Raw genomic sequence first — 26,856 nt, 5'->3', positions numbered from 1 at the left:
ACCCTCGCTCGGTGATCTGCGTGACTGCTTCAATCTTGAATTCTTTGGTGAATTGGGTATGGGCCATCGTAGTCTCCTTGACTCAATTTTAGGGAACAAGGTGTCTACAATTCTAGGGGCAATTCATAGGATGCAACGAGAGGGCCAGTCAAAGTTGTTCATTTTAGTGGGAATGAAACAAAATCTGTTCACCAGTTAATGCGTAATTCAACGTAGGTATTGACGCTGTAATACGAAAGTATGTATTGAGTGTGTCAGGTCCTAGCCGATCGGGCTGCTCCGCTTTCCAATCGCATTTACAGGTGAAGAACATGACGGAAGAAACCAGGCGCCCGAAAGTGGTTATCATTGGTGCTGGCTTTGGTGGCCTATCGCTGGCCAAGTCGCTCAAGAATGCCCCCGTTGATATCGAGATTATCGACAAGCGCAATTACCATCTGTTCCAGCCGCTGCTTTACCAAGTAGCCATGGCCGACCTGTCGCCGGCTGATATTGCCTGGCCAATCCGGTCCATCTTCTCCAAGCAGAAGAACGTCACGGTGACCTTGTCCAAGGTGCAGGACGTCGATACAGAACGGCGCAGCGTCATTTGCGACAACTGCGAAGTGGTGTATGATCATCTGGTCATTGCCAGCGGTTCGAACCATTCCTATTTCGGCAAGGACCAGTGGTCGGAAAATGCGCCGGGTCTGAAACAGATTGTTGATGCGACCGACGTGCGCCGCAAGATTCTCGTGGCCTTCGAACGCGCCGAACTGGCCAAGACCCCAGAGGAAATGGCCCGCGAGTTGACCTTTGTTGTGGTTGGGGCTGGGCCGACAGGCGTAGAACTGGCTGGCGCGATTGCCGAGCTTGCTCATGTGACAATGTGCGAAGACTTCCGCCGGATTGAATCCAAGAGCGCACGGGTGATCCTGATCGAAGCTGGGCCGCGTATTCTGGCAGCATTCCCTGAAGACCTTTCAGCCAAGGCTGAGGCCGACCTGACCAAGCTCGGGGTCGAAGTGCGGACGGGAGCGATGGTGGAAGACATCACCGACAGCTATGTGGTGGCCAGCGGCGAGACCATTCCAACCGCAACGGCTATCTGGGCCGCAGGCGTTAAGATCGAAGGGGTCGGCGAGTGGCTGGGCGCGGAAACGGACCGTGCCGGACGCGTGCCGGTTGGAGACGATCTCACCGTTGCCGGTCATCCTGACATTTCAGTGATCGGTGATGCGGCGCAGGTGAAATGGACCGACGGCAAATTCGTGCCGGGCATCGCACCGGCCGCCAAGCAGGAAGGCAAATACGTCGGCAAGCGCATTGCCGCGCTGGTTGCTGGCAAGGCTTTTGCCGAGCCATTCCGCTACAAGCATCTCGGCAATCTTGCCACTATCGGGCGGAACTCTGCCGTGATCGATTTCGGCAAATTCAAGCTCAGCGGCGGACTTGCGTGGTGGATGTGGGGCATTGTCCATATCTACTTCCTCATCGGAGTGAAACGTCCGCTGTTCGTCGCCATCAACTGGTTCTTCAGCTATGTGTTCCACACCAAGGGTGCCCGCCTTATCACCGGTTTGGAGCAATTGCGCCGTCAGGGTAAAATTTAACCTTAATGGAACATGCAACAAAAGAAACGCCAGAACCATCAGGATTCCGGCGTTTCTTTTTGGCGCTGGCAGGTCTTGTGTCAGCCTTTAGGCTTCGCCGACCGGCAGCTTCTCAATCGTCGGAATGAGCGTCGTTTTGATATTCTGGCTTGCAAGAACCCTTTGTTCCACTTCAAGGCTCGGGCCGATATGGTCGAGAGACGACGCTAGGCGCACGACATGCTTGCCGGTACCAGCGAGCTTTGCCAGCAGCGTCGCGGTATCCCCATCCGTCTTGCCGAGCTTTGTCGCCATATCATTGATCGACAGGCGACGGGCTTCGCGGCGGGCCAGTTCCAGAATTTCGGAACTCGTCTCATCGCCATAGACAATGATGTCAGCTGCTTGCAAGGCGCGAATGGCACGCATGGGGAGCAGATCGCTTTCGCCGTGCCATGTGTCAATGAAGGTCACACGCCCGGACGGCAAGGCGTTGGCAAAGGATGGCGTGTCGACGATATCCTCGATCGTTTCAGGCAAAATGGTGCTCGGGCCAGAAAAGGCCAGATCGACAAAAGATTCCCAAAAACGGCGCCTCTCGGCTCCCGCCCGGAACCGCTTCAGGACATCGGAACGCAGACGATGGGCCAGCCTCGCCCAATCCGAAGTGACGGGCGGAATCAGGCTTTCAATGCGCCGACGGATGGCTTGCCCCAGAATGGGGGCCGCCCCGTCTGTTGAAATGCTGATGATCACCGGGGAGCGGTTGACGATGGATCCGAACTGGAACTGGCAGTGATCAAGATTGTCGATGATATTGGCCACAGCACCGGCAGCATTGGCTGATGCCACGAACCGTTCGGCTTCCTCGGCCTCCTCAATGTCGCCAATGGCCAGCAATGCCCCTTTAAAGCAATCCGGCGTCCAGTCCTGACGATGCCAGACATAGTGACGCCCTGCTGCTGCATGCGCATCATCAAGAAGCTGCCTCAGCTCCTCTCCGGGGTCTTTGGAATAGACATGCACAATCGCTCCAGCTGCAGCCAGCAGCTCGGCCTTCCATGCAGCACCATCGCTCGCTCCGGCCAGCACAACCTTGCGTCCTTTCAGGTTGAAAAAGACCGGCAAGGTGGCCAGATCGGCGATACGATCCCTGCGTTGGGCCACTTCCGGCTCAAATGCTTCATTCCGCAGTGCTATCATGCAGCCTCTCCGCATTTTGTAGGGAGCGGGTACCACGATCGGTCTCCGCATCTGTCACTTTTTCGGTGCCTCCAATACAGAGGCCATGCTTAATCGAGATCGGCAAAAGAGGATCCCGTGTCGTGGGAGAGCGCGAAAAAATATTCGCGTGCCATCGGCTCATCTCCCGGGAACACTTCAAGACCCGATGTTGAAATCAGCCCTATATGGCCACAACGCTTCAGTGAGTACCTTCTGCCAGCCTGGCTCATGCAGGTGTCCGATCAGTATTATACCCGATATATGGTACAGAACAAAGGGCATGCAAAGCGACAGGCTCCACGTGCTCGCAACGAGCTCCATCGGAAAGCACTTCGAGCAAGGGGTCGGCAACAGCGCGTGATTTAATCTATGTAACTGAAAAGACGATAATATTGGTCTTTCCATCGTTGTTGATTTCAGCTGATAGGAAGCTTGAGCGCGGCCAAGATGGTGGTTCAGCCCTGCCTGCAACCAGTTTTCTTAAAATGCAAAATGTTGGAAAAATTTTATTCTCTCAACCCCGGGAGTGGTTTGGTTTTCGAAGAAAGATTTTGCGCATAAATCGCATTTTCAATTGTGGATAGGGGTAATTGTTGCGAGGACCGGAAAGCTCTACATATCGCTCAATCAGATACAGGACCAAAGAGTTGCCGCAAGGACAATAGACCTTCCTTAGGGCACCGCAGGCTGGAGAGCGCGATGTTTGTGATTACCGGTAACCGATTGCTGGACGGCGGGGTTGTCTTTCTGGCACCGGCGCTTGCGTGGGTGGAAGACATCCAGCTCGCACGGCGCTACGAGAGCGACAAGAACGCCCGCGAAGTCGTCGCCAGTCTGGGAGAAGTCGTAGTCAGTCTGGATATCATTCCTGTCGCTTACGACGACGAGGGCGTGGTGCAGCCACTGCGCCTGCGTGAGCGGATCAGAGTGGGCGGGCCGACCGTCAATCCCTTTGAAGGCATCCATCTCGAACGATCCCATACCGGCAAGCCAAGCTGACCAGTCAGTCTTGCGAGGAGACCAAACATGTATCGCTATGATGAATTTGACGCTGCTTTCGTTCGCCAGCGGGTCGAGCAGTTCCGCAATCAGGTTGGCCGCCGGATCTCGGGTGAGTTGACCGAGGACGAGTTCAAGCCGCTGCGCCTGATGAATGGTCTCTACCTTCAGCTCCATGCCTATATGCTGCGCATCGCCATTCCCTATGGCACCCTCAACAGTCACCAACTACACAAACTGGCCGATGTCGCCACCAAGTATGATCGTGGCTATGCCCATTTCACCACGCGCCAGAATGTTCAGTACAACTGGCCGACGCTTTCGGACACGCCGGACATTCTGGCCGAGTTGGCCGAAGTGGACATGCATGCCATTCAGACCTCGGGCAACTGCATTCGCAATGTGACGACGGATCATTTCGCCGGTGCGGCCCATGACGAGATTGCCGATCCGCGTGTCTACGCCGAGATCATCCGGCAGTGGTCCAGTCTGCATCCGGAGTTTTCATTTCTTCCGCGCAAGTTCAAGATTGCCATCAACGGCGCGCGCAAGGATCGTGCAGCCATTCGCGTGCATGACATCGGGCTGCAGCTGGTCGAGACAAAAGATGGCGGGGTCGGTTTTGACGTCTATATCGGCGGCGGGCAGGGGCGCACCCCCATGATTGGCAAGCTGGTGGCTGAGGCTGTAGCAGAAGCCGACATCCTGAACTATCTGGAAGCCGTTTTGCGGGTCTATAACCGCTATGGCCGCCGTGACAACAAATACAAGGCCCGCATCAAGATACTGGTGCACGAGACCGGGCTTGAACAGTTGCAGGCGGATATCGCCGAGGAATATGCGCTTGCCAAATCCAGCCTTCTGGATGTGCCTCAGACCGAGATCGACCGGATCAACGCCTATTTTGCAATGCCCGAGTTGCGGACAGACAAAGTGGGAGCCGATGCGCTTGCGCGTCTTCGTGTCCAGAATGCCGGTTTCTCTCGTTGGGTCTCGCGCAACACCCATGCCCACAAGGTGGATGACCATGTGAGTGTCACGATCTCGCTGAAGCCGGTGGGTGGCGTGCCGGGTGATGCAACGGACGCACAAATGCATCTGGTTGCCGATCTCGCAAGCCGTTATGGCTACGACGAAATCCGCGTCAGCCATGAACAGAATCTGGTGCTGCCGCATGTCGCCAAGGGTGACCTTCTGACCATCTATGAGGCTCTGGTCGAGGCGGATCTGGCCGAGGCCAATGTCGGTCTTGTCACTGATATCATCGCGTGCCCGGGGCTTGACTATTGCGCGCTGGCAAACGCCCGCTCGATCCCGATTGCTCAGGCGATTTCCAACCGTCTTGGCGATCCGGCCAGACAGCAGGAAATCGGTCCTGTCACGCTCAACATTTCAGGCTGCATCAACGCTTGCGGACATCATCATGTCGGACATATCGGCATTCTTGGCGTCGACAAGAAGGGTGAGGAACTCTACCAGCTGACGCTTGGTGGTGCCGCCGACGAACACACGTCGATCGGAACAATTCTCGGCAGGGGCTTTGACGCCGAGGAACTGATTGATGCCGTGGAACTGGTACTCGATACCTATCTGGGTCTGCGTCTGAACAAGGATGAGATCTTCATCGAAGCCTATCGCCGGGTGGGGCCGCAGCCGTTCAAGGACGCGCTTTATCCCAACGGCAAACAGGCAGCATAGGGGTTGTCATGTTGAAACGAAAACAGTTTACGCTGCCTGGCGAGGAAGAAGTGGACGCGCTCAATGCGTCATTCGAACAGGAACGCCCTGAACGGGTTCTTGAATGGCTGGCGTCCAACGCAACCGCCGGGGAAGTGCCGCTTGTTTCGTCCTTCGGGGCGGACTCGGTGGTGCTGCTCGACATGATCGCGCAGATCGATGCCAATTATCCGGTGTTGTTCATCGACACGGGCAAGCATTTCATTCTGACCCTGCAATATCGCGACGAACTGAAGGCGCATTTCGGGCTGAGCAACCTGCACTCGATCACGCCTGATCGGGAAATTCTCAAGGAACAGGATCCTCGCGGAGCGCTCTGGATCACTAATCCAGACGCCTGCTGTAACTTGCGCAAGACAGTGCCCCTTGCAACGATGATGGTAAATCATGTTGGCTGGATCACGGGTCGCAAGCATTTTCAGACCGCGCACCGCTCCAATCTCAAGATTTTTGAGCTGGACGGCAACCACCTCAAGGTCAATCCGCTTGCCAACTGGGGAGCCGCAGACGTCGCGGACTATATTCGGTCCCGTTCACTGCCGGGGCATCCTCTGGTGCCCAAGGGATATGTGTCCATTGGCTGTGCACCTTGCACAAGCCCCGTTGCCGAGGGCGAAGACAGTCGGTCTGGCCGTTGGAGAGGGTCTGAAAAGACCGAATGCGGTTTGCACATCTGATCAGGAGAGCTCCATGAGCAACAATGCTGAAAATATCCGGTCATCCCTCTGGAAAGATGGCGCATTTGTCTCTGATGAATGGGTGTCGCTGGCGGCAGGAGAAAGCCCCGTTCGCAACGAAAAGGTTTTTGTGGCCTTTGCGGATGCACTGGCTCTGTTGGAGGATGGTGCTTCATTGCCGTCCTCTCTGGGCGTGATTGTCGGTGCTGATGATGATGTCAACGATCTGGCACCATATCTTGACCATATTGAAGCCGTGGCAATCGACTTCCCCGGCTTTGGAGATGGTCGCGGCTTTTCCAGTTCCCGTCTGCTACGCGAGCGTCATGGGTTCAAAGGCGAGATCCGTGCCGTCGGCAACTATATTCTGGACCAGATGCCGCTGCTGGTGCGCTGCGGCGTTTCCAGTTTTCTGGTCACCAGCGAGAAAGTGAAGGCTGGCCTGCTTCGGGGCGAATGGCCGGAAGTGACAACCTATTATCAGCCTGTCGCTGGCGATGGGGAAACCCCGGCCGGACAGCTGCGCCCATGGCTGCGCCACAATGCCAAGGCCGGGTGAGGGCCTCAGGTCGTCGCGAATGACGGGCATCAACACGAACTGCGCGACGCCTTGCAAGGACAGCGCTATCAGACTGAAATAGTTTACAAGGAGACTCCCATGACGCAACAAGGTTTGGCGATTCAGTCTAGCGTCAGCGCAGCCGACAAACTGACCTTTCCGATCCCGGCCAACGTATTCGCCGAGACGGTAACCGACGTGCAGCATTATACGGACGGGCTGTTCCGGTTCCGCATCACCCGCCCGGCAAGCTTCCGCTTCCGTTCCGGCGAGTTTGTCATGATCGGTTTGCCCAACGCGGAACGTCCTGTTTTCAGGGCCTATTCCATTGCCAGTCCTTCATGGGATGAGGAAGTGGAATTCTATTCCATCAAGGTTCCCGATGGTCCGCTGACGGAACATCTTCAGAGGATCAAGGTCGGCGACACCGTTCTGATGCGCAAGAAGCCGACAGGGACACTTGTCAACGACGCCCTCATTCCGGGCAAGCGGCTTTACATGTTCTCGACCGGCACCGGCATAGCCCCCTTTGCCTCCCTGATCCGTGATCCGGAGACCTATGAGAAATTCGAGCAGGTCATCCTGACTCACACCTGTCGCAATATCGCTGAGTTGAAATATGGTGAGGATCTGGTAGCACTTTGCAACGACGACCAGCTGGTAGGCGAATTCGCCAAGGGACGCCTCGTTCACTATACCTCGGTCACGCGGGAGCCATTCCCACGCACCGGGCGCATCACGGACCTGATGGAGACAGGCAAACTGTTTGAAGATCTCGGTGTTCCGCCCATCAACCCGGAAGAAGACCGGGGCATGATCTGCGGCTCCATGGCCATGCTCAACGATACCAAGGGTGTTCTGGAAAAGTTTGGCCTTGAAGAAGGATCAAACGCACGTCCGGCGACATTCGTGGTGGAGCGTGCATTCGTCGACTGATCAACCCCTCGTTCCGTTCCGAAATATGAAAAAGGCTGTTTCGCAGAAACAGCCTTTTGCTTACTCAGCCAACTTTGCTCAGATCATCACAGCGCTGTTGCCAGGCGGCTTTCAACATAGATATCACGCAGCTTTTTGGTGATTGGGCCCGGGGTCCCGTCGCCAATCTGCTGACCATCAATGCGCACCACAGGCAGCACGAAGTTGGTGGCCGATGTATTGAACGCTTCGGCAGCTTCCTTGGCCTCTCCTAGCGTGAAAGGCCGCTCTTCGACCTTGATGCCCGCCGCTCTTGCCAGATCCAGGGTGCTTGCCCGTGTGATACCGGGCAGAATGACGTGAGAAAGATCTCGCGTTACCAGCGTTCCATCCTGTTTGACAATATGAGCAGTGGCAGAACTGGCTTCTGTGACGAACCCGTCTTCAATCAACCATGCATCGTCTGCACCTTTCGCGGCTGCCTGCGATTTGGCCATGGTTGGATAGAGCAGCTGAACCGTCTTGATGTCCCGCCGTTCCCAACGCCAGTCCGGCATCGAAACAACCGAAATGCCCGATTTTGCATAAGGGTTCTCGATGACATCTTTGGTCTGCGTGAACATCGAGAAAGTCGGTTTTGCGTCTTTTGAGATGAGGAAATTCCGGTCATCGACACCGCGGGAAATCTGCAAGTAGATCATCCCTTCAACAACATTGTTGCGCGCGACAATTTCGCGATGCACGGCAAGAAGCTCATCGGCGTTGAGCGGGCATTCGATACCCAATTCACCCAGAGAGCGCTGCAGGCGTGCCGCGTGGCCATGATAGTCAATCAGCTTGCCGCCAACGATTGCAGTCACTTCGTAAATGGCATCGGCAAAGGTGTAGCCACGGTCGAAAATGGAAATCTTGGCATCGGCTTCATCGAGCCATTCGCCATTGAGATAAACAGTACGAGACAAGGATCTCTCCATCAGAAATGTCAGTTTCGGGATTTGGGGGATTTGAACGGCGCAAAGCTGATGCCTTCATCAGCCAGCGAGGCGCGCAAGGCACGGGCGACAGCAACGGCACCCGGGGTGTCGCCATGGATGCAGACAGTAGCCGCTTCCACCGGCAGCTTCTGGCCGCCAACGGTGGGAATGAGACCATCCTTCACCATGCTGAGAACCTGATCAGTGCTCTGCCTCAAATCATGGATGACGGCACCTTCCTTCTGACGCGATGTCAGCAAGCCATTGTCGTCATAGCTTCTGTCTGCAAAAACTTCGCAGGCGACATCAAGACCGGCAGCCTCGGCAGCTTTGATGGTTTCCGAATAGGGCAGGGTTACGAAGGTGAGGGACGGGTCCACCGACTTGATGGCCGAGGCGCAAACCTTGGCGAGTTCGGCATCTTCCGCAGCAATGTTACCCAGCGAACCGTGAGTCTTTACATGGGTAATCGGCCAGCCCAATGCCTCCGACATGCCCTGAACGGCGGCGATCTGGTAAATCAGTTGCGCTTCCAGATCTTCCGGGCGTTCGCCATAGATCCTGCGACGACCAAAGCCATAGAGATCCATAAAGGACGGATGGGCACCGATTGAAACGCCCTTTGCCTTCGCCGCCAATATGGTGTCGCGAATGACGACAGGATCACCGGCGTGAAATCCGCAGGCGATATTCGCCGTATTGATCAGCTCGAACATCGCAGAATCGTCGCCAATCGTATAGGCTCCGAAGCTTTCTCCCATATCGCAGTTGAGATCGATTGTTGTCATGTCTCGTCCTTTCACCATCCCGGAAATCTTGACCAATGGCGCAGGCTTTCAGTTTGTAAACTCTGCATATTTCCACATTTCAGACATCAAATGAAAGAGGCGGAAAACGCGGATAATCAACACGCCGAAGGCACATTCTCATGGGGTGATTATTTGATGTTTACTCATGACATACAATTGGTATACTGAAATGGCAAGCACATATTAGAGCGGAAAACGAAATTGAAATTCCTAAAAGGACTGCGCAAAGGCTCCGCCTTCAAAGAGCAGCAAGGACACCCACCAGCACGCTTCCTGCATTGCGGCGATAGCGCCATTGCTGTTGAACTGGCCAGCGAAATTGACGAAACAGCCAACCGGCGCGTGATCGCTCTAGCTGAAAGCCTGGACATACGACCGATTGACGGGATCGAGGAACTGGTTCCGACCTATCGTTCGCTTCTCGTGCTTTACGATCCCTCCATCATTCGCGGACAAAAGCTGATTGAAGCATTGCAAAACCGCCTTGCTTCGCTTGTGGTTTCCGTTAAATCGCAGCGTACATTCTCCATTCCGGTGCTTTATGGTCATGAGGCGGGGTTGGACCTGGAAGAAATGGCAAAAATGAAAGGAATCACGCCGGAAGAGGTGATTTCCATCCATTCTTCTGCCGAATATCGTGTTTACATGATCGGCTTTGCACCCGGCTTTGCCTATCTGGGCGGCGTGCCGGAAATCCTGCACACGCCGAGGCGCAAAGTACCCCGTCAACATATTGTGGCGGGCTCAATCGGCATCGGCGGCAAACAGGGTAACATCAACTCACTGGCAGGCCCGAGCGGCTGGCTCTTCCTTGGCCGCACGCCATTGAAGCTGTTTGATCCAAATCGCACAGAACCCTTCATGCTTCGGGCAGGGGACGTGGTGAAATTCCGTCCTGTCGAGCGAGAAGAAGCATTGGACCTGGACGCCGCTGTTGCGCGGGGAGATGTCAGCGTAGAGGCCAATATCCTATGACCATTCTGCAAATCAAGAATGCCGGCCCCATGATGACGGTGCAGGATCTCGGCCGCAAGGGCATGCTCCATGCCGGTGTGTCGCGCTGTGGCCCCATGGATGCGCCATCCATGCGCCTCGCCAATGCGCTTGTTGGCAACTCCGATGAGTACAGCGCTATCGAATTCGCCATGTTCGGCGGAACGCTTGCCGTCTCCGAACCGGCGCGCATCGCGGTCACCGGCGGAGAGATCGACGTCAAGATCAATGCTGTTTCTGTCGCCCCCTGGGAAAGCCATTGGCTGAACCCCGGTGACATGCTGTCAATTGGCAGCGTCAAGGGAGCCGTCTGGGGCTATCTCGCCATCTCCGGCGGGATCAATGTGCCAAAGACACTGGGATCCCGTTCGACGCACATCCGCACAGCAATTGGCGGACTGGATGGTCGATGCCTGATAAAAGATGATATCCTCAATCTTGGCGAAACAGCCCCGGCGCCTTTGATGACCGTATCACAGAAACGCGCGTTCCATGGCAATGTCATCCGTGTCGTGCCTGGCCCTCAGGCAGACTATTTCGATACGGGTAACTGGCAGACATTTCTGGGTAACCACTATCAGGTTTCCGCCAAGCGAGACCGCATGGCCCAGGCGTTGGAAGGGCCAGAGATCAATGCTGCCGGTGGGCACGACATCGTCTCCGACGGAACCGTTTTCGGCTCCATTCAGGTGCCCGGGTCCGGTCTGCCGCTGGTGCTGATGGCAGAACGGCAAACCACCGGCGGCTATCCCAAGATCGCAACCATTGCCACGGTTGACCTGCCGAAATTTGCGCAAACACCAACCGGCGCCCCGGTCCGTTTCGTTCGCATCACAGCGGAAGAAGCTGAAGAGCTGGTGATTGCCGACCGGCAGACCATCAGGAACCAATTGGCCAACATCGTGCCCAAAACAGATCAGGCCTGACGTCAAAGTGACCCGACAGTCCCCGCAGACTTGGCCAAAAACCAGCGGCCAGCCAGAGAATAATGGGAAGAAAACCATAAAATGAAATGCCTTATAGTTCAGCCGATGCATGAGGTCGGCCATGCCATGCTTCGCGAGGCAGGCATAGAGCCTGTTGTCTGCCCGTCACCAGACATGCAGACCGTCGCCAGAATGATACCCGGCTGTGATGCCGTCATCACCCGTGACGCAGGCTTCTCCGCAGAAGCCTGTGCGGCAAGCGACAAGCTCAAGGTCATTGTTGTTCATGGAGCCGGTCATGATGCCGTGGACAAGGAAGCGGCAACCTCTCGCGGTATCCTTGTCTGCAACACACCGGGCCAGAATGCCCGTTCGGTCTCAGAACTTGCCGTCGGCCTCATCCTTGCAGCCATGCGCCATATTTCTGAAGCCGATCGCAGTGAACGGGCCGGCGAAAAGGGATTCCGCGAGCGGGAAACCTACACCGAACTGACGGGCAAGACTGTGCTGATCGTCGGCTGGGGCTCCATCGGACGCGGGCTCGGCCAAATGCTGAAATCAGCCTTCAATGTGCATGTTCTTGTCTATTCACCACGCGCGCCCGAGGTCGATGGCTTCGAGCGGGTGAACAGTCTTGAGGACGGTCTCAAAAGAGCCGACGTGATCTCCCTGCACACGCCTATGCGACAGGAAACCCAACATATGATCCGACGCGAAACGCTGGATATCACCAAGCCCGGAGCCGTCCTGATCAATACCGCCCGTGCAGGCTTGGTCAATGAAGATGATCTGGCGGAAGCCATCCTCTCTGGCCATATTGCTGCCGCTGCACTTGATGTCTATTCGCATGATGCCCCGACCGGCCCGCTGGCTGAAACAGGCCATGTCATCTTCACCCCCCATCTTGGTGGCGCAACCACAGAGGCCATGAAGCGGGTGGCTGTGGGCGCAGTCGGGCATCTTCTGACGGCCCTGTCCGGTAAACGGCCGGAAACCACCCTCAACGACCCCGGAAGAGAAGCTCAATGAACGACGTCATTCGAGAAACTGTCAACCGCCTGCTACAGCGGATCAATGCCATTTCCGATCCCGGACCCGGCTTTACGCGCCCGTCCTACAGCGAGCTGGAGAGCAAGGCCCACGACATTGTCATTGAAGAAGCCGAAGCGCTGGGCTTGACCGTCACCCGGGATGCCGGTCTCAATCTGTTAGCCAGACTGCCGGGCATCGATCGGGAGGCAACACCGCTCTATATCGGCTCGCATCTTGATACGGTCCCGATGGGCGGTGCCTATGATGGTCAGGCGGGCGTTGCCGGTGCCTTGGCGCTGGTTGCGGCATTCGTCAAGAGCGGCCAGAAGCCCAAAACCGACATTGTCGTAACGGTCACACGGGCAGAGGAAAGCGTCTGGTTTCCCGTTTCCTTTATCGGGTCTCGCGGCCTGCTTGGCCGTCTGGATCCGAAAGATCTGGAGGCCACGAGGGCAGACACCGGCCGCACACTGGCCGACCACATGCGCGAATTGGGTGGAGACCCGAGCTCTGTATTGAAAGGAGCCGAGCTGGAACCGGCTCAATTCATCGAGTTTCACATCGAGCAGGGCCCTGTGCTGGACGACGCCAAGGAACCCTTTGGTATCGTCAATGCGATCCGTGGCGGATTGCGTTACCGAGAAGCCGTGATTGAGGGGGAGTGGGCCCATTCCGGCGGCGCTCCGCGCAACACCCGGTCTGACGTCGTTTTTGCCCTTGCCGATCTCATCGTCAAGATGGACGAGCATTGGGGCAAACTGCTCGAAGAGGGTGCAGACCTTTCCGTAACAGTCGGGCGCATTGATGCCGCCACCCCGGAGCATGCCTTTGCCAAAGTGCCCGGACGCTTGGAATTCTGCATCGACTTGCGCAGCGATGACGTGGCGGTTCTGGACCGCGCCGACGCGCTGCTCAAGGACGAAATCGCAGCCATTGAGCAAAAGCGCGGGGTTACCTTCAAGCTGGGAACACAATCGCGTAGCATGCCGACCGCCCTGTCACAGAGCCTTGGTGACAAGATCGAGGAAGCAGCCAAGGCGCAAGGACTGGCTCCACGCCGCATGCGCTCCGGTGGCGGACATGACGCAGCCGCCTTTGCTTTGGCCGGTTGGGACTCGCTGATGGTGTTCATCCGCAATTGGAACGGCAGCCACAATCCTGACGAAGCCATGGATCCGGAAGATCTGATGACCGCAGTGAGCGTTGTTCACAAGGCGTGGAGCTAGAATCGCATGAGGGAATTCTAGCTCGTTCGGCTTTCCTTTCATGAAAAATGAAACACCTAAAAAATCTTGCCCTTCTTTTGCAAGACACGAACCATTTGCAGGCAATTATCTTGACAGACCAAGTTAAAATTATGCAGGGGCGCGAAGCAGCCTTTCCAGCCAAAGAATTTGCTGAACGGCAGGCCCGTGCACAAGCCGCCGTTGCTGCTGCAGGCCATGATGTGCTCCTCGTAACAGGACCGGAAAACATCTACTGGTTGACTGGACGCCAGACCGCTGGCTATTTCGCTTTTCAGCTCCTCATCCTGCCAGCAAGCGGTGCACCCACGCTGCTCGTGCGACAGCTGGAGTTTACCGGGACTGTCGCCAACTGCTGGCTTGAAGACATCGTCGCTTATCAGGACGGAGAAGACCCCGCCGCCGCCCTCAACGCCATCCTCTCCGGCCGCAACTATGACCGGGTTGCGATGGAACTTGATGGCTGGTTCGTTTCCCCCAAAATGGTCCGGCAAATTGAAGGATCGCTGAAAACGGGCAAGCTCCGTGATGGATCGGGGATCGTTGTGCCGCTCCGCATGATCAAGTCTCCTGCCGAGTTGGAAGCCATCCGCCACGCGGCGCGATACGCTGAAGCGGGTCTTGCCGCGGGCATTGACGCCTGTGCCGCCGGTGTCGATGAAAACGCAATCGCCGCGGCCATGTTGTCCGATGCCGTTCGGCTGGGGTCGGAAACCATGGCGATGGAGCCACTGGTCTCCTCAGGCCCGCGCGCCGGCTTGCCCCACATGACCTGGCGCAGGCGCGTGCTGGAACAGGGAGACCCCATTTTCCTTGAATTGGCGGGCAGCCATCTGCGTTATCACTCGGCCTTGATGCGAACGGTCTGGATCGGCAAACCCCGCGATGAGGCACAACGCATGATGGATTGTGCTTTGCTGGCTCTCGAGCGTGCCCTTGAAGCCATACGTCTCGGAGCTCACTGCTACGAGCCGCATCTCGCCGCTCAGAAGGTCATCGACGACCACGGTTACACCGAAGCCTTCCGCAAGCGGATCGGCTATTCCATGGGCGTTGCCTTTGCGCCTGATTGGGGCGAGGGGGGTATTCTGAGCCTGTTCACTGGCATCAATCAGGAAATCAGGCCCGGAATGGTGTTCCACTTGCCCGCCACACTGCGGTCCTATGGCAACTGGACCGTTGGCGCTTCGGAAACCGTGATTGTCACGGATGCCGGGATCGACATCCTGTCAGACCTTCCGCGCCAGATTTGTGTGAAATAGAAACGAACCATGCCCAACCAAACCCGGTTGGGCAATTCCATCTGTCAGACCTGAGCGAGCCAGTTCAGAAATCGGATCCGGACATTATCGAAATGGTGTTCCATGGCCGAACGGGCTTTCTCTGGGTTGCCTTCTGCGATGGCATCGATCACGCCCAGATGATCCTTTGCCTGAGCGGAAAACTGGTCATGAACGCGCGTTATCGTGCACCGTCGTGCAGTCACCCTGAACTCGCGCACTAGCCCGCCGAGGATAGGCAAACCTGCGGCGTCGATAACCGCGTTGTGAAACGCATCATCCAGATGCCAGAAGTCATCGAAGGCCATGTTGTTGTCTTCCCTCAGACAATCCAGCATGGCCTTGCGTGAGGCCTCAAGCCCCTTCGTCATGCCTTTTGTCGCCGCACGGGCAGCCGCAGCTCCTTCAAGAATCCGGCGTACCTGTACGATTTCAAGAAGCTGTTCCACCGAGACACGGCGCACGAGCAGGGCACCATTGTCCAGTCGATAAACAACGCCTTCTTTCTCGATGCGCGAGATGGCAGACCGCAAGGGCGTTCTTGAAATGCCGAACTCGGCAGCAAGCCCCCGCTCGGTCAATACGGCTTCGGGCTGATACTGCTGCGACAGGATTTTCTGCTTGATCGCATTATAGGCCTGCTGTGCGAGTGTTTCTTTTTCCGTCATACCGTGCCCGTTACTTTTAACTTCGCTGTCTTCATACAGGGTCATCTGAATTGACGCCATGCTGCTGATGGCGAAGGCCTGTGCGTAATCAAGCACGTTGTCAGGAAAGAGAACCCGAAACCCCAAACCCTGCCAAGCGCTCCAGAATGGCCCCCTTGGCGTTGTCGATATGCTGGGCCATCAGCTCCATGACCTGATCTTCCTGTCCCGCCACCAGCGCATCAAGAATGTGCAGATGCTCCTGATTGCCTTTGAGGAAGCGGCCTCGAACGCGGGTGTGGTCGAAGATGCAGGTGCGCAAACGCAGGTCGTTGACCGTCGAAATGAGGGTCTGATTGTGGGTTGAGGCCGTCAACATGCCATGAAAGGCTTCATCCACCTGCCAATGCTCGTCTCCGATGGAAGGCCCGGTCTGCAACAGACTTTCGATCCGCGCCCGCATGGACACAATCTGCTCTCTGGGCAGTTTGAGGGCCGTTCGAGCCGAATAGACCTCCAGCTCGCGTCGCAAAAGGAAGATCTCTTCGACTTCAGCGGATGTCAAAAGGCGCACACGAAGAAAACGGCCGCTTTTTACCGCTAAACCCTCGACCTTGATACGATCGATTGCCTCACGCACCGGAGTGCGTGACATGTCCAGACGCTCGCCAAGCTTCGCTTCCTGCAAGGCATCTCCAACCTTCAGCTCGCCAGAGAAGATCATCTCGATGATTTGCGTGTAGGCGCGTTTTGCGAGCGGTTCGGACATGAATGCCTTTCTCTGTCTCAGCTGACCCGTCTAGGGTCCGGCATGAGATCAACGAGTATCATGGAACAAGACTGTTGGCGCAATCCTGAAACCGCGCCAACCACATTATGTCTCCCGCACATTAGTTGCGAGCAGCAAGACTGTCAGGCAACCAGGTCACAATGCCCGGGAAGACCGCAATCATCAGCACGAAGGCCGCCATTATCAGGAAAAATGGCATTGCCGCCCGTGCGATCGTTCCGATCTTGTCGCCAGTCAGACGCTGAATGACGATAAGATTGAAGCCAACCGGGGGAGTGATCTGAGCCATCTCGACAACCAGAACCAGGAAGACGCCGTACCAGACCTTGTCATATCCGGCAGCAAGCACCAGAGGCAAGGTGATGGGAAGCGTCATGACGATAGCAGACATCCCTTCCATGATGCAACCAAGGATCGCATAGAACACCAGCAGAACAAAAATCAGCACCAGCGGCGACAGCTGGAGTGACTGGATGAACCCTGCGATATAGGACGGCAACCCCAGATAGCCCAAGGAGACCGAGAGGAACATGGCGCCGACGATGATCAGGCCAATCATCGAAACAGTCTGAGCTGCGTGGAAGACAGCTTCAGCAAGGTTCTTCAAGTTGATGGACCGTTGCAGAAGGCCAATGACGATGGACCCGGCAACGCCAACGCCTGCTGCCTCGGTCGGGGAGGCGATACCGCCATACATCGAACCGATCACCGAGAGGATGAGCAGCAGAACCGGCCCCAGTCCCATCAGCGCTTCGAGCTTTTCGCTCCAGCTTGTTGAAGGGGTCGCTTCGCCAACCATGGAGGGATTGATCGTGGATCGAATGGCCAGATAGGCCATATAGGTCGCGGCAAGGCTGATGCCCGGGACGATACCTGCCATGAACAGCTTCAGGATCGACTCTTCGGCCAGAACACCATAGATGATCATGATCACCGACGGCGGAATGAGAAATCCGAGCGTACCGGCTCCGGCAAGACTGCCGATCACCATCTTGCGGTCATACCCACGCCCGAGCAGCTCTGTTGCCGTAATGCGGCCCACGGTTGCTGTCGTTGCGGCGGAGGAACCGGAAACGGCGGCGAACAGGGTGCAGGCAAGAACGGTGATATGACTCATTCTACCCGGCAACCGACGGGTCCAAGGCGCAAGGCCGCTGAAAAGAGCCTCGGACAGACGGGTGCGGAACAGGATTTCGGCCATCAGGATGAACAGCGGCAGAGCCAACATTTCCATGCTGACAGCGGAGTTCCAGATCTGCTGGGCCAACAGTTTCGTGATCGGGAAGCTCGATTTGAAAATCGACATCGTCACGATACCCGTGCCGACGAGCCCCAGCCCGACCCAGACGCCAGCCCCGAGAATAAGGGCCAGAAGGCCGATGAGAGAGAGAGTTAGTTTACCCATTACAACTGGTCCTCGATATCTGCGTCATTGTGGAGCGTTTCCCCGGCGATTGTGCGGACCAGCTGCGCAAACATCTGGAGCGAAAGAACAACGGCCCCGATTGCCATGACGGCTTGAGGAATCCACAAAGGGGTTCTGACAACCGAAGAGGATGTCGAACCGCGATGGAAGGACAGCATCGCCATGTCGCTGACTGCGAAAAGGATGACAAGGCAAATGGCCAGGCCGACCAGACAGGCTGCAGCGTCCAGAACTTGCTTTCCCTTTTGTGGCAGATAATCGTGAATTGCGGTGACGCGCACATGGCCACCGGCTTTGAGGGTCGCTCCAGCGGAAAGAAAGACGCAGCCCCCCATCATGTAAGCCGCAAAATCCCAACTGAAGGGAAGGCTGGTACCCAGAAGGTTACGCGCAACGATTTCTGAGGCGATGAGTACAAAAATAGCAACCAGGCAAACTCCACCAACAATGCAGGCAATCCTGCTGATTTGATCGATTGGGTCGGTGATTGCCGAAAATTTCCGAACTTCGGACTCTGGCATGGTTTAGTACCTGCAAACGGCGTTTGGTCAGAATGGTCGCGGCTGGAAGCTGGACATCATATTCTGGCATAAAATCGGGAAAGCCGCCCAAGCAGTCGCCCGGGCGGCTTGGAGATTAGTTGCGAACGGCCAGATAGGCGTCGATGTAAGGTGCAGCTTCAGGAACGCGAGCCTTGAACTCTTCCCAGAGTGGCTTGGCGCGTTTGATCAGTTCTGCTTTCAGCTCGGCAGAGGGGGCGGTGACATCCATGCCATGTTCCTTGAGGACCGCAATTTTCTTCTGATCCTCAGCGCTGCTTGCCAGCCAGAAGTCGGCTTCAAGCTTGGTCGATGCCGTTTCGATCGCGGCCTGCTGTTCTTCGGTCAACTCGTTCCATGCGTCGAGGTTTACCGTTACGAGGTTGCTCGAAGCCTGCCAGTTGAAGGTGCTCATGTTTTTCATGAACTCCCAGAAGGAGCCGTCAACGCCTGATGAAGAGGACGTGGTCACGCCTTCGATAGTACCGGCAGCGAGAGAAGGAACAACTTCACCCCAAGGCATCTGAAGCGGAGCTGCACCAAGGGCGGTGAAGAAATTCTGGCCGTTTGCGTCAACAACGCGCAGTTTCACGCCAGCCAGATCATCGATCGTCTTGATTGGGTTCTTGGTGTAGACAGCCTGACCCGGCCATGGAACCATGTAGAGAAGTTTCTGGTTCATGGAAGCTGCAACTTCTTCGATTTTCGGACGGAAATATTTGTGCAGCAGGGCAAGGTCCGCCATGGTCGGAGCGAGGTACGGCAGGGTTTCGACACCAAGGACAGGTGCTTCGCCAACCTGCTGGCTCATCAGAATATCTGCGATGGGAACAAGGCCGTCACGAACGGCTGCCATGCCTTCAGGGCCTTTGATGCCCAGAGAGCCGCCAGCATGAACGGTGATGACAACTTCGCCGTTGGTAACGTCTTTGACCGTCTCTGCAAACTTGATTGCGTCCTGGGTGTGGAAGTTGCCCTGCGGCCAAACGACAGACATGTCCCAGTTGGTTTCTGCGTGAGCCTGTACGGCAGCAACAAGTGCGCCGGCTGTCAAAAGTGCGCGGAATGCTGATTTCATTGGTATGATACCCTCTTTGTTCGGTTAAGCGATTGCCTGTTTTTGTTGTTGGTAGAAATCGTCTTGCAATTTCGGTATGCCACCTGTATGTCAAAACATGAAAAACATACGATGGAAAATTAGGCAAGGCAAGAGGATGCACAATAATTGAGCTAATTTTTTAGGATTCGGAAGACATGAGCATTATACGAATGGCTAAAACCTCTGGCATTCGCTCGTGTTTTTCGACTATCCCCAGAGGCGAGGAACTTGTTGGTTATGACGTCTGACCACCACAAACTCCCGCACTCTGTGCGCCAAAAGTGAAAAATTCAGCTCGCGCAAAATCCCGTGGTTTCCCGATTGCCATCATTTCGAGAGAACGGGTCTTGAGCTAGACTGGCCTCGGAATTGGCGCCGGCTTGGCTCTTCCCAAAATGGACTCAAACAAGGAATCTTATCATGTCATTGGAAACGAAATTCCGCCTGCTGGGAACGGACAACGCGCCTGGGCAAGAAGTCCGGCAGGGGCAGGAGGGACTGGCCGAGCTGATGCGCGGCGAGGTGCTGGAAGGACGGCCCGTCGATTTCTCCCACGGTGATGTCGATGCGCATGAGCCGACACCGGGATCCTTTACCCTGTTCGAGGAAGGCTTCAACAAGGGCGCGGCACAAGCCTATACCGAGTATCGTGGAGACATCGGCATCCGCCAACAGGTCGCAGCCGACCTTGCTGCCTTCACCGGTGCCCCCGTTGATGCGTCGGACGGCCTTATCATCACCCCCGGCACACAAGGCGCCCTGTTTCTGGCAATGGCCGCAACGGTCGGGCGCGGCGACAAGGTCGCCATTGTGCAGCCGGACTATTTCGCCAACCGCAAGCTGGTGCAGTTTTTCGATGGCGAAATGATACCCATCCAGATGCATTATGCGGACGCCGACGAAACAGAAGCTGGCCTTGACCTTACCGAACTGGAAGACGCCTTCAAGGCAGGGGCAAAACTGTTCCTCTTCTCGAACCCCAACAACCCGGCTGGCGTTGTCTATTCCAAGCAGGAAATCGCCACCATCGCCGCACTCGCCGAGCAATATGGTGCAACGGTGATTGTCGACCAGCTCTATTCGCGCCTGCGCTACAGCGGAGCAGCCTACACCCATTTGCGGGCAGAGCCGGTCAATCCCGAGAATGTCATCACGATCATGGGGCCATCCAAAACCGAATCTCTTTCCGGCTTCCGCCTTGGCGTTGCTTTTGGCTCCAGTAAGATTATCACCCGCATGGAAAAGCTGCAGGCAATTGTCAGTCTGAGGGCCGCTGGATATAGTCAGGCAATTCTGCGCGGCTGGTTCCATGAACCGGCGGGCTGGATGGAGGATCGCATCCGTCAGCACCAGGCCATCCGGGACGATCTTCTTGCCCTTTTCCGTGCCGTTGATGGCGTGAGCGCGCGCACCCCGCAAGCTGGCAGCTATCTGTTTCCCTCTCTTCCCGAACTCGCCATTTCCTACGGCGACTTTGTAAAGATCCTGCGGCTTCAGGCGGGTGTTGTCGTCACGCCGGGAACGGAATTCAGCCCCCACACAGCAAACAGTGTCCGGCTCAACTTCTCGCAGGACCACGCAGCCTCGGTTGCGGCAGTGCAGCGCATGGCAACCCTCATTGAAAGATACAGAGCATGACAACTGAAAAAACAGTCGCAATCGCTGGCCTTGGCACAATCGGCCTTCCTGCCGCACGCTGGCTTGATGAGGGCGTTCCGGGATTGAAACTGGTCGCCGCCTCTTCTTCCAGCCTCGAGAAGGTGCGCGACCTCACCGCCGGGTTTCGCAATCCACCCAAGCCAATGCTCAACAGCGAGTTGGCGTCCGTGGCTGACATCGTCGTCGAGGCCCTGCCACCAGCCTGCTTCCTTGAAGTGGCAAAGCCCGCGATAGAGCAGGGCCGGACACTTGTGATCGTCACATTGACCCAGCTACTGGCGAATTACGAACTCGTGGACCGCGCCCGCGAGACCGGGGCACATATCATCGGCGCCACCGGCGCGCTTGTCGGCTTTGATTCTGTTCGTGCTGCGGCCAAAGGGACGGTGCATGAGATCGTGATGAAAACCCGGAAGCCTCCCAAGGGTCTCGCCAATGCCCCCTTCGTCAAGGAGCAGGGGATTGATTTGCTCTCGTTGACCGAGCCCCTTTGCCTCTATCGCGGCTCCGTTCGCGAAGCGGCACAGAAATTTCCATCCAATGTCAACGTCGCGGTGGCTCTGTCACTGGCGGGCGTAGGGCCGGATCGCACGGACTACGAAGTCTGGGCCGATCCGACCATTGATCGCAACACACACACGGTCGTGGTGGACGCAGATTCGACTCACTTCGAGATGTCCATCGCCAATGTGCCGAGTGAAAACAACCCGATAACGGGAAAGCTCACGCCTCTCTCCGTTATCGCCACGCTGGAACGCTTTGTGGCAACGCTTACCGTTGGTTCATAACAGGCAGGGCTCTCCAGATCTGTAGGGGCCGTGAGCCCTGACATTGGCAACCTGCCGGGGACAATCGCACGATCAGGTGCCTGTTTGCGGCAAGACGGATACTGTCTCAAGGCCCTCGCATCACTCCGGTGCGAGGGCCTTGATATGTCGGGTTATCAAACCCGGAAACAGGGAATCTTTACCCCCTGTCCCAAGCATGCAATCCCCGCTGTTTGCGCTTCCGAATTCTCTCTCTTTTTTCTCCGGTTTTGAGCTCTTCGTGCACGCAATTTGCTTCCTCTTGTGAGTGGCTCTCCCGCATCGGTTTGTGTTCCCATAAAAAAATAGACAGTGCGAAAGCCCTTGGTACAAATTCCATTCACTGCCGCATCTTGTATTGAGAAATATTCTTAAATATTTGAAATAAAGGCATTAATTTTGATAACTTACAAAAGTTACTTTTGATTTGACAAATGAACAATTCCGATGGTATCCCTAAAGACGGGAAAGGCGAGTGGAGGCTCGCTGGAGGATTGGAGGAATTTATGACCCAGACTCTTTTGGAGGTTATGGGGCTGAAGAAGCATTTCGGTGGGGTGGCCGCGTTGAGCGATGGCCGGTTCACCTTGAAGGCTGGTTCAGTTCACGCGCTTTGCGGAGGGAATGGAGCTGGCAAATCCACGTTTCTGACCATCGTAATGGGTATTCAGCAGCGCGACGCCGGTGTCATCAAGGTCCAGGGCAAGGAAGTCGTCTTTGACAAACCGTCGGATGCACTCGCCGCTGGTATCAGCATCATTGAACAGGAGCTGAGCCCCGTTCCGGCAATGACCGTTGCCGAAAACATGTTTCTTGGCCGCGAGCCTGTGGCCGCCTTCGGGCGCGTTGATTTCGCGACAATGAACCACAACGCTCAGGCCATTCTGGATGAGCTGCAGTTTGATATTTCGCCCAAAAGCCTGATGATGGACCTGACTGTAGCCGAGCTGCAACTGGTGGAAATCGCCAAGTCGCTGTCCTACGACGCCGAAGTCATCATCATGGACGAGCCGACATCTGCGCTGGGTGGCGCTGAGGTCGATCAGCTCTTCACTGCGATTGAGCGTTTGAAGGCCGCAGGCAAGGGCATCATCTATGTCAGCCACCGCCTCTCCGAGATTTTCGAGATTGCAGACAGCTACACGGTCTTCCGCGACGGGTGCTTCGTCGGGGAGGGGGAGATCTCCGATGTTTCCCGTCAGGACCTGATCCAGATGATCGTCGGTCGCCCCATGACCGAGGAGTTCGTCAAGGAAAATACCCCGACCGATGAAGTGACACTGACCGTAACCGGGCTCAATGCCAAGGACTGGGTCAAAGACGTCAGCTTCAATGTTCATCGCGGTGAAATCGTCGCGCTCTACGGCCTCATGGGCTCAGGGCGCAGCGAAATCTTCGAACGCCTGTTTGGATTGAGTGAGGACAAGGGAGGGGAGATCACGCTTTTTGGCGAAACCGTCCGGATCAATTCTCCCTCGGAGGCTATTGCCAAGGGTCTGGCCTTCGTAACGGAAGACCGCAAGGGCTCGGGTCTGGTGCTCTCCGGCGATGTCCGTTCCAATATCTGTCTGGCACAGCTTGACCTTTTGTCCACGGGCCCGGCAATGAACAGCTATCGTGAGGCGGCCGCTGCCTCCCGCATGATCGACATGTTCAAGATCAAGACAACCTCGGACCGGTTGCCCGTTTCCGGGTTGTCGGGCGGCAATCAGCAAAAGGTTGTTCTTGGCAAATGGTTTCTGACTGCCCCCAAGGTTCTGCTTCTGGATGAACCGACACGTGGTGTCGATGTGGGTGCAAAGCGCGAAATCTATCGGGTCATGTCGAATTTTGCGCAATCGGGTGGAACTGTCGTGATGATCAGTTCCGAAACAGATGAAGTTCTTGGGATGGCAGATCGGGTCGTCGTCATGCGCGATGGACGCGTCAGCGGTGAATTGGTTCGCTCCGAACTCAAGGCTGAAACCCTCTTACATTTGGCGGCCTAATCATGAATACCAAAGGAGACACCATTATGTTGGCAGCATCGGGCTCTTCCCGCGACTATAAGGCATTGGCCGCAAAATACGGCCAGAAATACGGCATTCTGTTGGCGCTGGTTCTGGTTTGTGTCGTGCTGACATTCGCAAACGAGTATTTCCTCACGACGCGCAATATTCTCAACGTCCTGAGGCAAACCTCGATCAACGGCATTCTCGCCATTGGCATGACCTTTGTCATTCTGACACGCGGTATCGACCTCTCGGTCGGATCTGTCGTGGCCTTGGCCGGTATTGTGGCCGCCTCTATGGCGACGACGTCCCAGGCTGCTGCCTTCATGGGCGCGCCATATCCGGCAGCAATTGCCTTCGCAGTCGGTATTGGTGTTGGGCTGATCTGCGGATGGGTCAACGGCATTGTCGTCGCCCGGTTCAATGTGCCTGCCTTCGTCACAACGCTGGGCATGTTGTCTGCAGCCCGTGGTCTGACTCTGCTCTATGCCGGAGGCCAGCCTGTTCCTGCCCTGACAGACAGCTTCCGCTTCATCGGACGGGATGACATTTTTGGTATTCCCATGCCTGTCGTTCTCTTCGCTCTTGTCTTTATCGTATCCTACTGGGTGCTGTCTTCCTCGCGGTTTGGCCGCAGGGTGTATGCAGTCGGTGGTAACCCGCATGCAGCGCGCGTATCCGGTATCAATGTCCGTCGCGTCATCATGACTGTCTACATCATCTCGGGTGGCCTTGCAGGTCTGGCTGGCATGATCCTGGCAGCCCGGACCGGCTCGGCTCTGACACAGGCAGGCATCGCCTACGAGCTGGATGCAATTGCTGCGGTCGTTATCGGCGGCACCTCCCTTCTTGGAGGGGTGGGACGTGTTACCGGTACTTTGATCGGCGCTCTGCTTATTGCTGTCGTCAACAACGGCCTCGATCTCATGGGTGTTGAATCCTACTACCAGCAAGTCATCAAGGGAGCTCTGATCGTCGCAGCTGTCATGCTCGACCAGGCTCGTCAGAAGAACGCTTAACTTACTAGAATATCCCGGAAATTTGGAACCCGAAGGTTCGGGTTATCAGATGAACTGTGCAAACTTTGGAGGAGAAGCACAATGTCTAAACTGATAAAATCCCTGGCAATTGCCGCCGCATTGATGTCCAGCACCGCAGCCGGTGCGAAGGACATGCCAAAGATCGGTGCGGCTGTTTACGGCCTCAACGCAGAATTCATGCAGATCTGGGCTCACGCACTGGAAGAACACCCGGCAGTTAAACAGAAACTCGTTGATCTGACCATCTTCGACGGCCGTTACGACGCCCTCGTACAGCAGGAACAGTTCGAAACAATGATCACGCAGAATTTTGACGCGATCATCTTCGTGCCAATCGACATTGAAGCCGGTGCTGCTGCCGTTCAAGCCGCCCATGATGCCGGTATCCCGGTCTTCGGCTCCAACACCCGCGTTAACAGCGACCTGCTGAATTCCTATGTGGGTTCCAATGACGTTGAATCCGGCTACATGGAAGCCAAATATGTGCTCGACAAGATCGGCTGCAAGGGCAATGTCGTCATTATTGAAGGCCCGATTGGCCAGTCCGCCCAGATCCAGCGCCTCGAAGGCAACGAAAAGGCACTCGCAGAATGCCCGGACGTAAAGGTTCTCGAAAAGAAAACCGCCAACTGGTCGCGTGCAGAAGCACAGAACCTGATGGAAAACTGGTTGACCGCACACCCGGGTGACATTGCCGGTGTCATCGGCCAGAACGACGAAATGGCACTGGGTGCCATCGAAGCGATCAAGTCCGCAAGCCTCAAGGTCGAAGACTTCGCCATTGCCGGTATCGATGGCGTGACCGACGCTCTGATGGCAGTCAAGAACAACGAAATGGCTTCCATCCTTCAGGACGGTGCCGCACAGGCTCAGGGTGCTCTCGATCTGGCCATCAAGGCTGTCCAGCCAGACTACGAACCGATGTCGGAAATTTGGAAACAGTATCCGGACATGCCTTGGAATGGCGGTAAAGACGCAGAATACAGCGTTCCCTGGACCCCGGTCACCCTCGACAATGCCGACGCCCTGCTGGCTAAACGTCAGTAGTCTGACCTGAACCATACGGAATAACGAAACCTGTCCGGAAAGAATAGGTCTTTCCGGACAGGGCCCAAACCCACAGGGCATAGAAATTACCAAAGGATATAGCCATGTCATCGGGACCTGAAACCCTCGATTTCGACTTCCCACTAGCCGGGAAAACCGCTTTCGTGACCGGAGCAGCCTCTGGTATCGGAGCTGCTATCGCCGATGCATTGAACGCAAAGGGCGTGCGCGTTGCCATTGTTGATCTGAAGGAAGAGGCGGCGTCAGCCAAGGCGAAGGAGCTCAAAGATGCCATCGCTGTATCCTGCAATGTCGCAGACGCTGCATCCGTTGAAGCTGCGGTCAAGACCGTTGTCGACGCCTTCGGACGCATTGACATTCTGGTCAATAGCGCCGGCATCGTTGCGCTGGCTCCGGCTGAAGAGCTGAGCCTTGACGCATGGAAGCGGACCATGGACGTCAACCTCACCGGCAGCTTCATCGTTGCCCAGACGGTTGGCAAAGTCATGATCAAGCAGGGCGGCGGACGCATCGTTAACATCGCATCGCAGGCCGGTTCTGTTGCTATTGACGAACATGTTGCCTACTGCGCCTCCAAATTTGCCATTCGCGGCATGACCAAGACGCTTGCCCTTGAATGGGGCAAATATGGAATCAACGTCAACAGCGTGTCCCCGACCATTGTCATGACCGAGCTGGGCAAATCGGCCTGGGCCGGACAGAAGGGCGTCGACGCCATCAAGCAGATCCCGGTTGGCCGGTTCGCCGAGCCTTGTGAAGTTGCTGCTGTTGCTGTCTTCCTTGCATCGGATGCAGGAGCCATGTTCAACGGCGCCGACCTCGTCATCGACGGCGGCTACACCATCAAGTAA

Annotated in this window: 26 protein-coding genes; 18 read left to right on the top strand and 8 right to left on the bottom strand. The window is 56.1% G+C overall.

All coding sequences use genetic code 11. The features are described 5' to 3' along the window. Positions 1–199: hypothetical protein (locus DSL70_RS22460; RefSeq protein ID WP_205563391.1), on the top strand; the 199-nt coding region annotated here is incomplete at its 5' end. Positions 200–311: 112 nt separating this feature from the next. Beyond that, positions 312–1,592, top strand: a complete 1,281-nt coding sequence (locus DSL70_RS19880) for an NAD(P)/FAD-dependent oxidoreductase (RefSeq protein WP_119309722.1) — start codon at positions 312–314, stop codon at positions 1,590–1,592. A gap of 87 nt (positions 1,593–1,679) precedes the next feature. Here DSL70_RS19880 and DSL70_RS19875 read toward each other — a convergent pair whose 3' ends face one another. Then, entirely contained in the window at positions 1,680–2,774 is a 1,095-nt protein-coding gene (locus DSL70_RS19875) for a siroheme synthase (RefSeq protein ID WP_162916936.1), read from the bottom strand. Positions 2,775–3,494: 720 nt separating this feature from the next. Here DSL70_RS19875 and DSL70_RS19870 point away from each other — a divergent pair. The 5 genes from DSL70_RS19870 (at position 3,495) to DSL70_RS19850 (ending at position 7,703) form a co-directional block, all read left to right on the top strand. Further along, on the top strand, positions 3,495–3,794 hold the full coding sequence (locus DSL70_RS19870; protein ID WP_119309720.1) for a DUF2849 domain-containing protein: 300 nt from the start codon (positions 3,495–3,497) through the stop codon (positions 3,792–3,794). A gap of 27 nt (positions 3,795–3,821) precedes the next feature. Then, the gene (locus DSL70_RS19865) at positions 3,822–5,492 is read left to right on the top strand and encodes a nitrite/sulfite reductase (protein ID WP_119309719.1); all 1,671 of its coding nucleotides are present in this window, start codon (positions 3,822–3,824) and stop codon (positions 5,490–5,492) included. A gap of 8 nt (positions 5,493–5,500) precedes the next feature. Further along, positions 5,501–6,208, top strand: a complete 708-nt coding sequence (locus tag DSL70_RS19860) for a phosphoadenylyl-sulfate reductase (RefSeq protein ID WP_119309718.1) — start codon at positions 5,501–5,503, stop codon at positions 6,206–6,208. Positions 6,209–6,221: 13 nt separating this feature from the next. Then, on the top strand, positions 6,222–6,767 hold the full coding sequence (locus DSL70_RS19855) for a DUF934 domain-containing protein (protein WP_162916935.1): 546 nt from the start codon (positions 6,222–6,224) through the stop codon (positions 6,765–6,767). Positions 6,768–6,866: 99 nt separating this feature from the next. Beyond that, positions 6,867–7,703 (top strand): ferredoxin--NADP reductase, encoded by an 837-nt coding sequence (locus DSL70_RS19850; RefSeq protein ID WP_119309716.1) that lies wholly within the window; start codon positions 6,867–6,869, stop codon positions 7,701–7,703. A gap of 86 nt (positions 7,704–7,789) precedes the next feature. Here the strand turns inward: DSL70_RS19850 and DSL70_RS19845 are convergent, their stop codons facing one another. Further along, complete coding sequence (locus DSL70_RS19845) at positions 7,790–8,644, bottom strand: D-amino-acid transaminase (protein WP_119309736.1); 855 nt, start codon at positions 8,642–8,644, stop codon at positions 7,790–7,792. A gap of 20 nt (positions 8,645–8,664) precedes the next feature. Next, positions 8,665–9,444, bottom strand: coding sequence for a LamB/YcsF family protein (locus DSL70_RS19840; RefSeq protein ID WP_119309715.1), 780 nt, complete (start codon positions 9,442–9,444; stop codon positions 8,665–8,667). Between the two features lie 222 nt (positions 9,445–9,666). On the opposite strand from DSL70_RS19840, the gene pxpB reads away from it, so the two are divergent. From pxpB to DSL70_RS19815, 5 genes are all read left to right on the top strand, one after another. Continuing rightward, positions 9,667–10,440 carry a 5-oxoprolinase subunit PxpB gene (gene pxpB / locus DSL70_RS19835; protein ID WP_245418298.1) on the top strand — a complete coding sequence of 258 codons (774 nt, stop codon included), beginning with the start codon at positions 9,667–9,669 and terminating at the stop codon, positions 10,438–10,440. Then, positions 10,437–11,384, top strand: a complete 948-nt coding sequence (locus tag DSL70_RS19830; protein WP_119309714.1) for a 5-oxoprolinase subunit C family protein — start codon at positions 10,437–10,439, stop codon at positions 11,382–11,384. Before pxpB ends, DSL70_RS19830 begins: the two co-directional genes overlap by 4 nt. Positions 11,385–11,465: 81 nt before the next feature. Next, on the top strand, positions 11,466–12,413 hold the full coding sequence (locus DSL70_RS19825; RefSeq protein WP_119309713.1) for a hydroxyacid dehydrogenase: 948 nt from the start codon (positions 11,466–11,468) through the stop codon (positions 12,411–12,413). Next, a complete protein-coding gene (locus tag DSL70_RS19820) occupies positions 12,410–13,642 on the top strand; it encodes a Zn-dependent hydrolase (RefSeq protein WP_119309712.1) in 1,233 nt (410 codons plus the stop codon). The genes DSL70_RS19825 and DSL70_RS19820 overlap by 4 nt, the downstream gene beginning before the upstream one ends. A 131-nt stretch (positions 13,643–13,773) precedes the next feature. Then, positions 13,774–14,922, top strand: a complete 1,149-nt coding sequence (locus DSL70_RS19815) for a M24 family metallopeptidase (RefSeq protein ID WP_119309711.1) — start codon at positions 13,774–13,776, stop codon at positions 14,920–14,922. Positions 14,923–14,966: 44 nt separating this feature from the next. On the opposite strand, the gene DSL70_RS19810 is transcribed toward DSL70_RS19815, so the two are convergent. From DSL70_RS19810 to DSL70_RS19790, 5 genes are all read right to left on the bottom strand, one after another. Continuing rightward, positions 14,967–15,608 (bottom strand): GntR family transcriptional regulator, encoded by a 642-nt coding sequence (locus DSL70_RS19810; RefSeq protein ID WP_119309710.1) that lies wholly within the window; start codon positions 15,606–15,608, stop codon positions 14,967–14,969. A 100-nt stretch (positions 15,609–15,708) separates the two neighbouring features. Further along, complete coding sequence (locus DSL70_RS19805; protein ID WP_119309709.1) at positions 15,709–16,356, bottom strand: GntR family transcriptional regulator; 648 nt, start codon at positions 16,354–16,356, stop codon at positions 15,709–15,711. Between the two features lie 121 nt (positions 16,357–16,477). Further along, entirely contained in the window at positions 16,478–17,782 is a 1,305-nt protein-coding gene (locus DSL70_RS19800) for a TRAP transporter large permease (protein ID WP_119309708.1), read from the bottom strand. Continuing rightward, entirely contained in the window at positions 17,782–18,324 is a 543-nt protein-coding gene (locus tag DSL70_RS19795; RefSeq protein WP_119309707.1) for a TRAP transporter small permease subunit, read from the bottom strand. Before DSL70_RS19795 ends, DSL70_RS19800 begins: the two co-directional genes overlap by 1 nt. A gap of 115 nt (positions 18,325–18,439) precedes the next feature. After that, entirely contained in the window at positions 18,440–19,420 is a 981-nt protein-coding gene (locus tag DSL70_RS19790; protein ID WP_119309706.1) for a TRAP transporter substrate-binding protein, read from the bottom strand. Between the two features lie 441 nt (positions 19,421–19,861). Here DSL70_RS19790 and DSL70_RS19785 point away from each other — a divergent pair, with 441 nt between their 5' ends. The 6 genes from DSL70_RS19785 to DSL70_RS19760 all read left to right on the top strand — a co-directional run bounded on the left by DSL70_RS19785 (position 19,862) and on the right by DSL70_RS19760 (position 26,856). Next, a complete protein-coding gene (locus DSL70_RS19785) occupies positions 19,862–21,079 on the top strand; it encodes a pyridoxal phosphate-dependent aminotransferase (RefSeq protein ID WP_119309705.1) in 1,218 nt (405 codons plus the stop codon). Further along, entirely contained in the window at positions 21,076–21,888 is an 813-nt protein-coding gene (locus DSL70_RS19780; protein WP_119309704.1) for an aspartate dehydrogenase, read from the top strand. The genes DSL70_RS19785 and DSL70_RS19780 overlap by 4 nt, the downstream gene beginning before the upstream one ends. Positions 21,889–22,412: 524 nt before the next feature. After that, positions 22,413–23,894 carry a sugar ABC transporter ATP-binding protein gene (locus tag DSL70_RS19775; RefSeq protein ID WP_119309703.1) on the top strand — a complete coding sequence of 494 codons (1,482 nt, stop codon included), beginning with the start codon at positions 22,413–22,415 and terminating at the stop codon, positions 23,892–23,894. Positions 23,895–23,920: 26 nt separating this feature from the next. Continuing rightward, positions 23,921–24,916: an ABC transporter permease gene (locus tag DSL70_RS19770; protein ID WP_119309734.1), complete on the top strand. Its 996-nt coding sequence runs from the start codon at positions 23,921–23,923 to the stop codon at positions 24,914–24,916. A gap of 81 nt (positions 24,917–24,997) precedes the next feature. Next, positions 24,998–25,984, top strand: coding sequence for a substrate-binding domain-containing protein (locus DSL70_RS19765; protein ID WP_119309702.1), 987 nt, complete (start codon positions 24,998–25,000; stop codon positions 25,982–25,984). Positions 25,985–26,088: 104 nt separating this feature from the next. Beyond that, positions 26,089–26,856, top strand: coding sequence for a GolD/DthD family dehydrogenase (locus DSL70_RS19760; RefSeq protein WP_119309701.1), 768 nt, complete (start codon positions 26,089–26,091; stop codon positions 26,854–26,856).

This window comes from Cohaesibacter haloalkalitolerans, from assembly GCF_003574655.1.
GTDB lineage: Bacteria > Pseudomonadota > Alphaproteobacteria > Rhizobiales > Cohaesibacteraceae > Cohaesibacter > Cohaesibacter haloalkalitolerans.
Note: the sequence above shows the minus strand (reverse complement) of the source record. Positions and strands in the feature narration are given on the sequence as shown.

What these genes read in the sequence shown, in the direction of transcription:
- DSL70_RS19840 (WP_119309715.1), bottom strand. Translation starts at nt 9,444, where the DNA reads ATGACAACAATCGATCTCAACTGCGATATGGGAGAAAGCTTCGGAGCC.
- DSL70_RS19855 (WP_162916935.1), top strand. Translation starts at nt 6,222, where the DNA reads ATGAGCAACAATGCTGAAAATATCCGGTCATCCCTCTGGAAAGATGGC.
- DSL70_RS19790 (WP_119309706.1), bottom strand. Translation starts at nt 19,420, where the DNA reads ATGAAATCAGCATTCCGCGCACTTTTGACAGCCGGCGCACTTGTTGCT.
- DSL70_RS19830 (WP_119309714.1), top strand. Translation starts at nt 10,437, where the DNA reads ATGACCATTCTGCAAATCAAGAATGCCGGCCCCATGATGACGGTGCAG.
- DSL70_RS19860 (WP_119309718.1), top strand. Translation starts at nt 5,501, where the DNA reads ATGTTGAAACGAAAACAGTTTACGCTGCCTGGCGAGGAAGAAGTGGAC.
- DSL70_RS19850 (WP_119309716.1), top strand. Translation starts at nt 6,867, where the DNA reads ATGACGCAACAAGGTTTGGCGATTCAGTCTAGCGTCAGCGCAGCCGAC.
- DSL70_RS19810 (WP_119309710.1), bottom strand. Translation starts at nt 15,608, where the DNA reads ATGACGGAAAAAGAAACACTCGCACAGCAGGCCTATAATGCGATCAAG.
- DSL70_RS19805 (WP_119309709.1), bottom strand. Translation starts at nt 16,356, where the DNA reads ATGTCCGAACCGCTCGCAAAACGCGCCTACACGCAAATCATCGAGATG.
- DSL70_RS19820 (WP_119309712.1), top strand. Translation starts at nt 12,410, where the DNA reads ATGAACGACGTCATTCGAGAAACTGTCAACCGCCTGCTACAGCGGATC.
- DSL70_RS19780 (WP_119309704.1), top strand. Translation starts at nt 21,076, where the DNA reads ATGACAACTGAAAAAACAGTCGCAATCGCTGGCCTTGGCACAATCGGC.
- DSL70_RS19765 (WP_119309702.1), top strand. Translation starts at nt 24,998, where the DNA reads ATGTCTAAACTGATAAAATCCCTGGCAATTGCCGCCGCATTGATGTCC.
- DSL70_RS19785 (WP_119309705.1), top strand. Translation starts at nt 19,862, where the DNA reads ATGTCATTGGAAACGAAATTCCGCCTGCTGGGAACGGACAACGCGCCT.
- DSL70_RS19875 (WP_162916936.1), bottom strand. Translation starts at nt 2,774, where the DNA reads ATGATAGCACTGCGGAATGAAGCATTTGAGCCGGAAGTGGCCCAACGC.
- DSL70_RS19815 (WP_119309711.1), top strand. Translation starts at nt 13,774, where the DNA reads ATGCAGGGGCGCGAAGCAGCCTTTCCAGCCAAAGAATTTGCTGAACGG.
- DSL70_RS19825 (WP_119309713.1), top strand. Translation starts at nt 11,466, where the DNA reads ATGAAATGCCTTATAGTTCAGCCGATGCATGAGGTCGGCCATGCCATG.
- DSL70_RS19760 (WP_119309701.1), top strand. Translation starts at nt 26,089, where the DNA reads ATGTCATCGGGACCTGAAACCCTCGATTTCGACTTCCCACTAGCCGGG.
- DSL70_RS19795 (WP_119309707.1), bottom strand. Translation starts at nt 18,324, where the DNA reads ATGCCAGAGTCCGAAGTTCGGAAATTTTCGGCAATCACCGACCCAATC.
- DSL70_RS19770 (WP_119309734.1), top strand. Translation starts at nt 23,921, where the DNA reads ATGTTGGCAGCATCGGGCTCTTCCCGCGACTATAAGGCATTGGCCGCA.
- DSL70_RS19880 (WP_119309722.1), top strand. Translation starts at nt 312, where the DNA reads ATGACGGAAGAAACCAGGCGCCCGAAAGTGGTTATCATTGGTGCTGGC.
- DSL70_RS19800 (WP_119309708.1), bottom strand. Translation starts at nt 17,782, where the DNA reads ATGGGTAAACTAACTCTCTCTCTCATCGGCCTTCTGGCCCTTATTCTC.
- DSL70_RS19870 (WP_119309720.1), top strand. Translation starts at nt 3,495, where the DNA reads ATGTTTGTGATTACCGGTAACCGATTGCTGGACGGCGGGGTTGTCTTT.
- DSL70_RS19775 (WP_119309703.1), top strand. Translation starts at nt 22,413, where the DNA reads ATGACCCAGACTCTTTTGGAGGTTATGGGGCTGAAGAAGCATTTCGGT.
- DSL70_RS19865 (WP_119309719.1), top strand. Translation starts at nt 3,822, where the DNA reads ATGTATCGCTATGATGAATTTGACGCTGCTTTCGTTCGCCAGCGGGTC.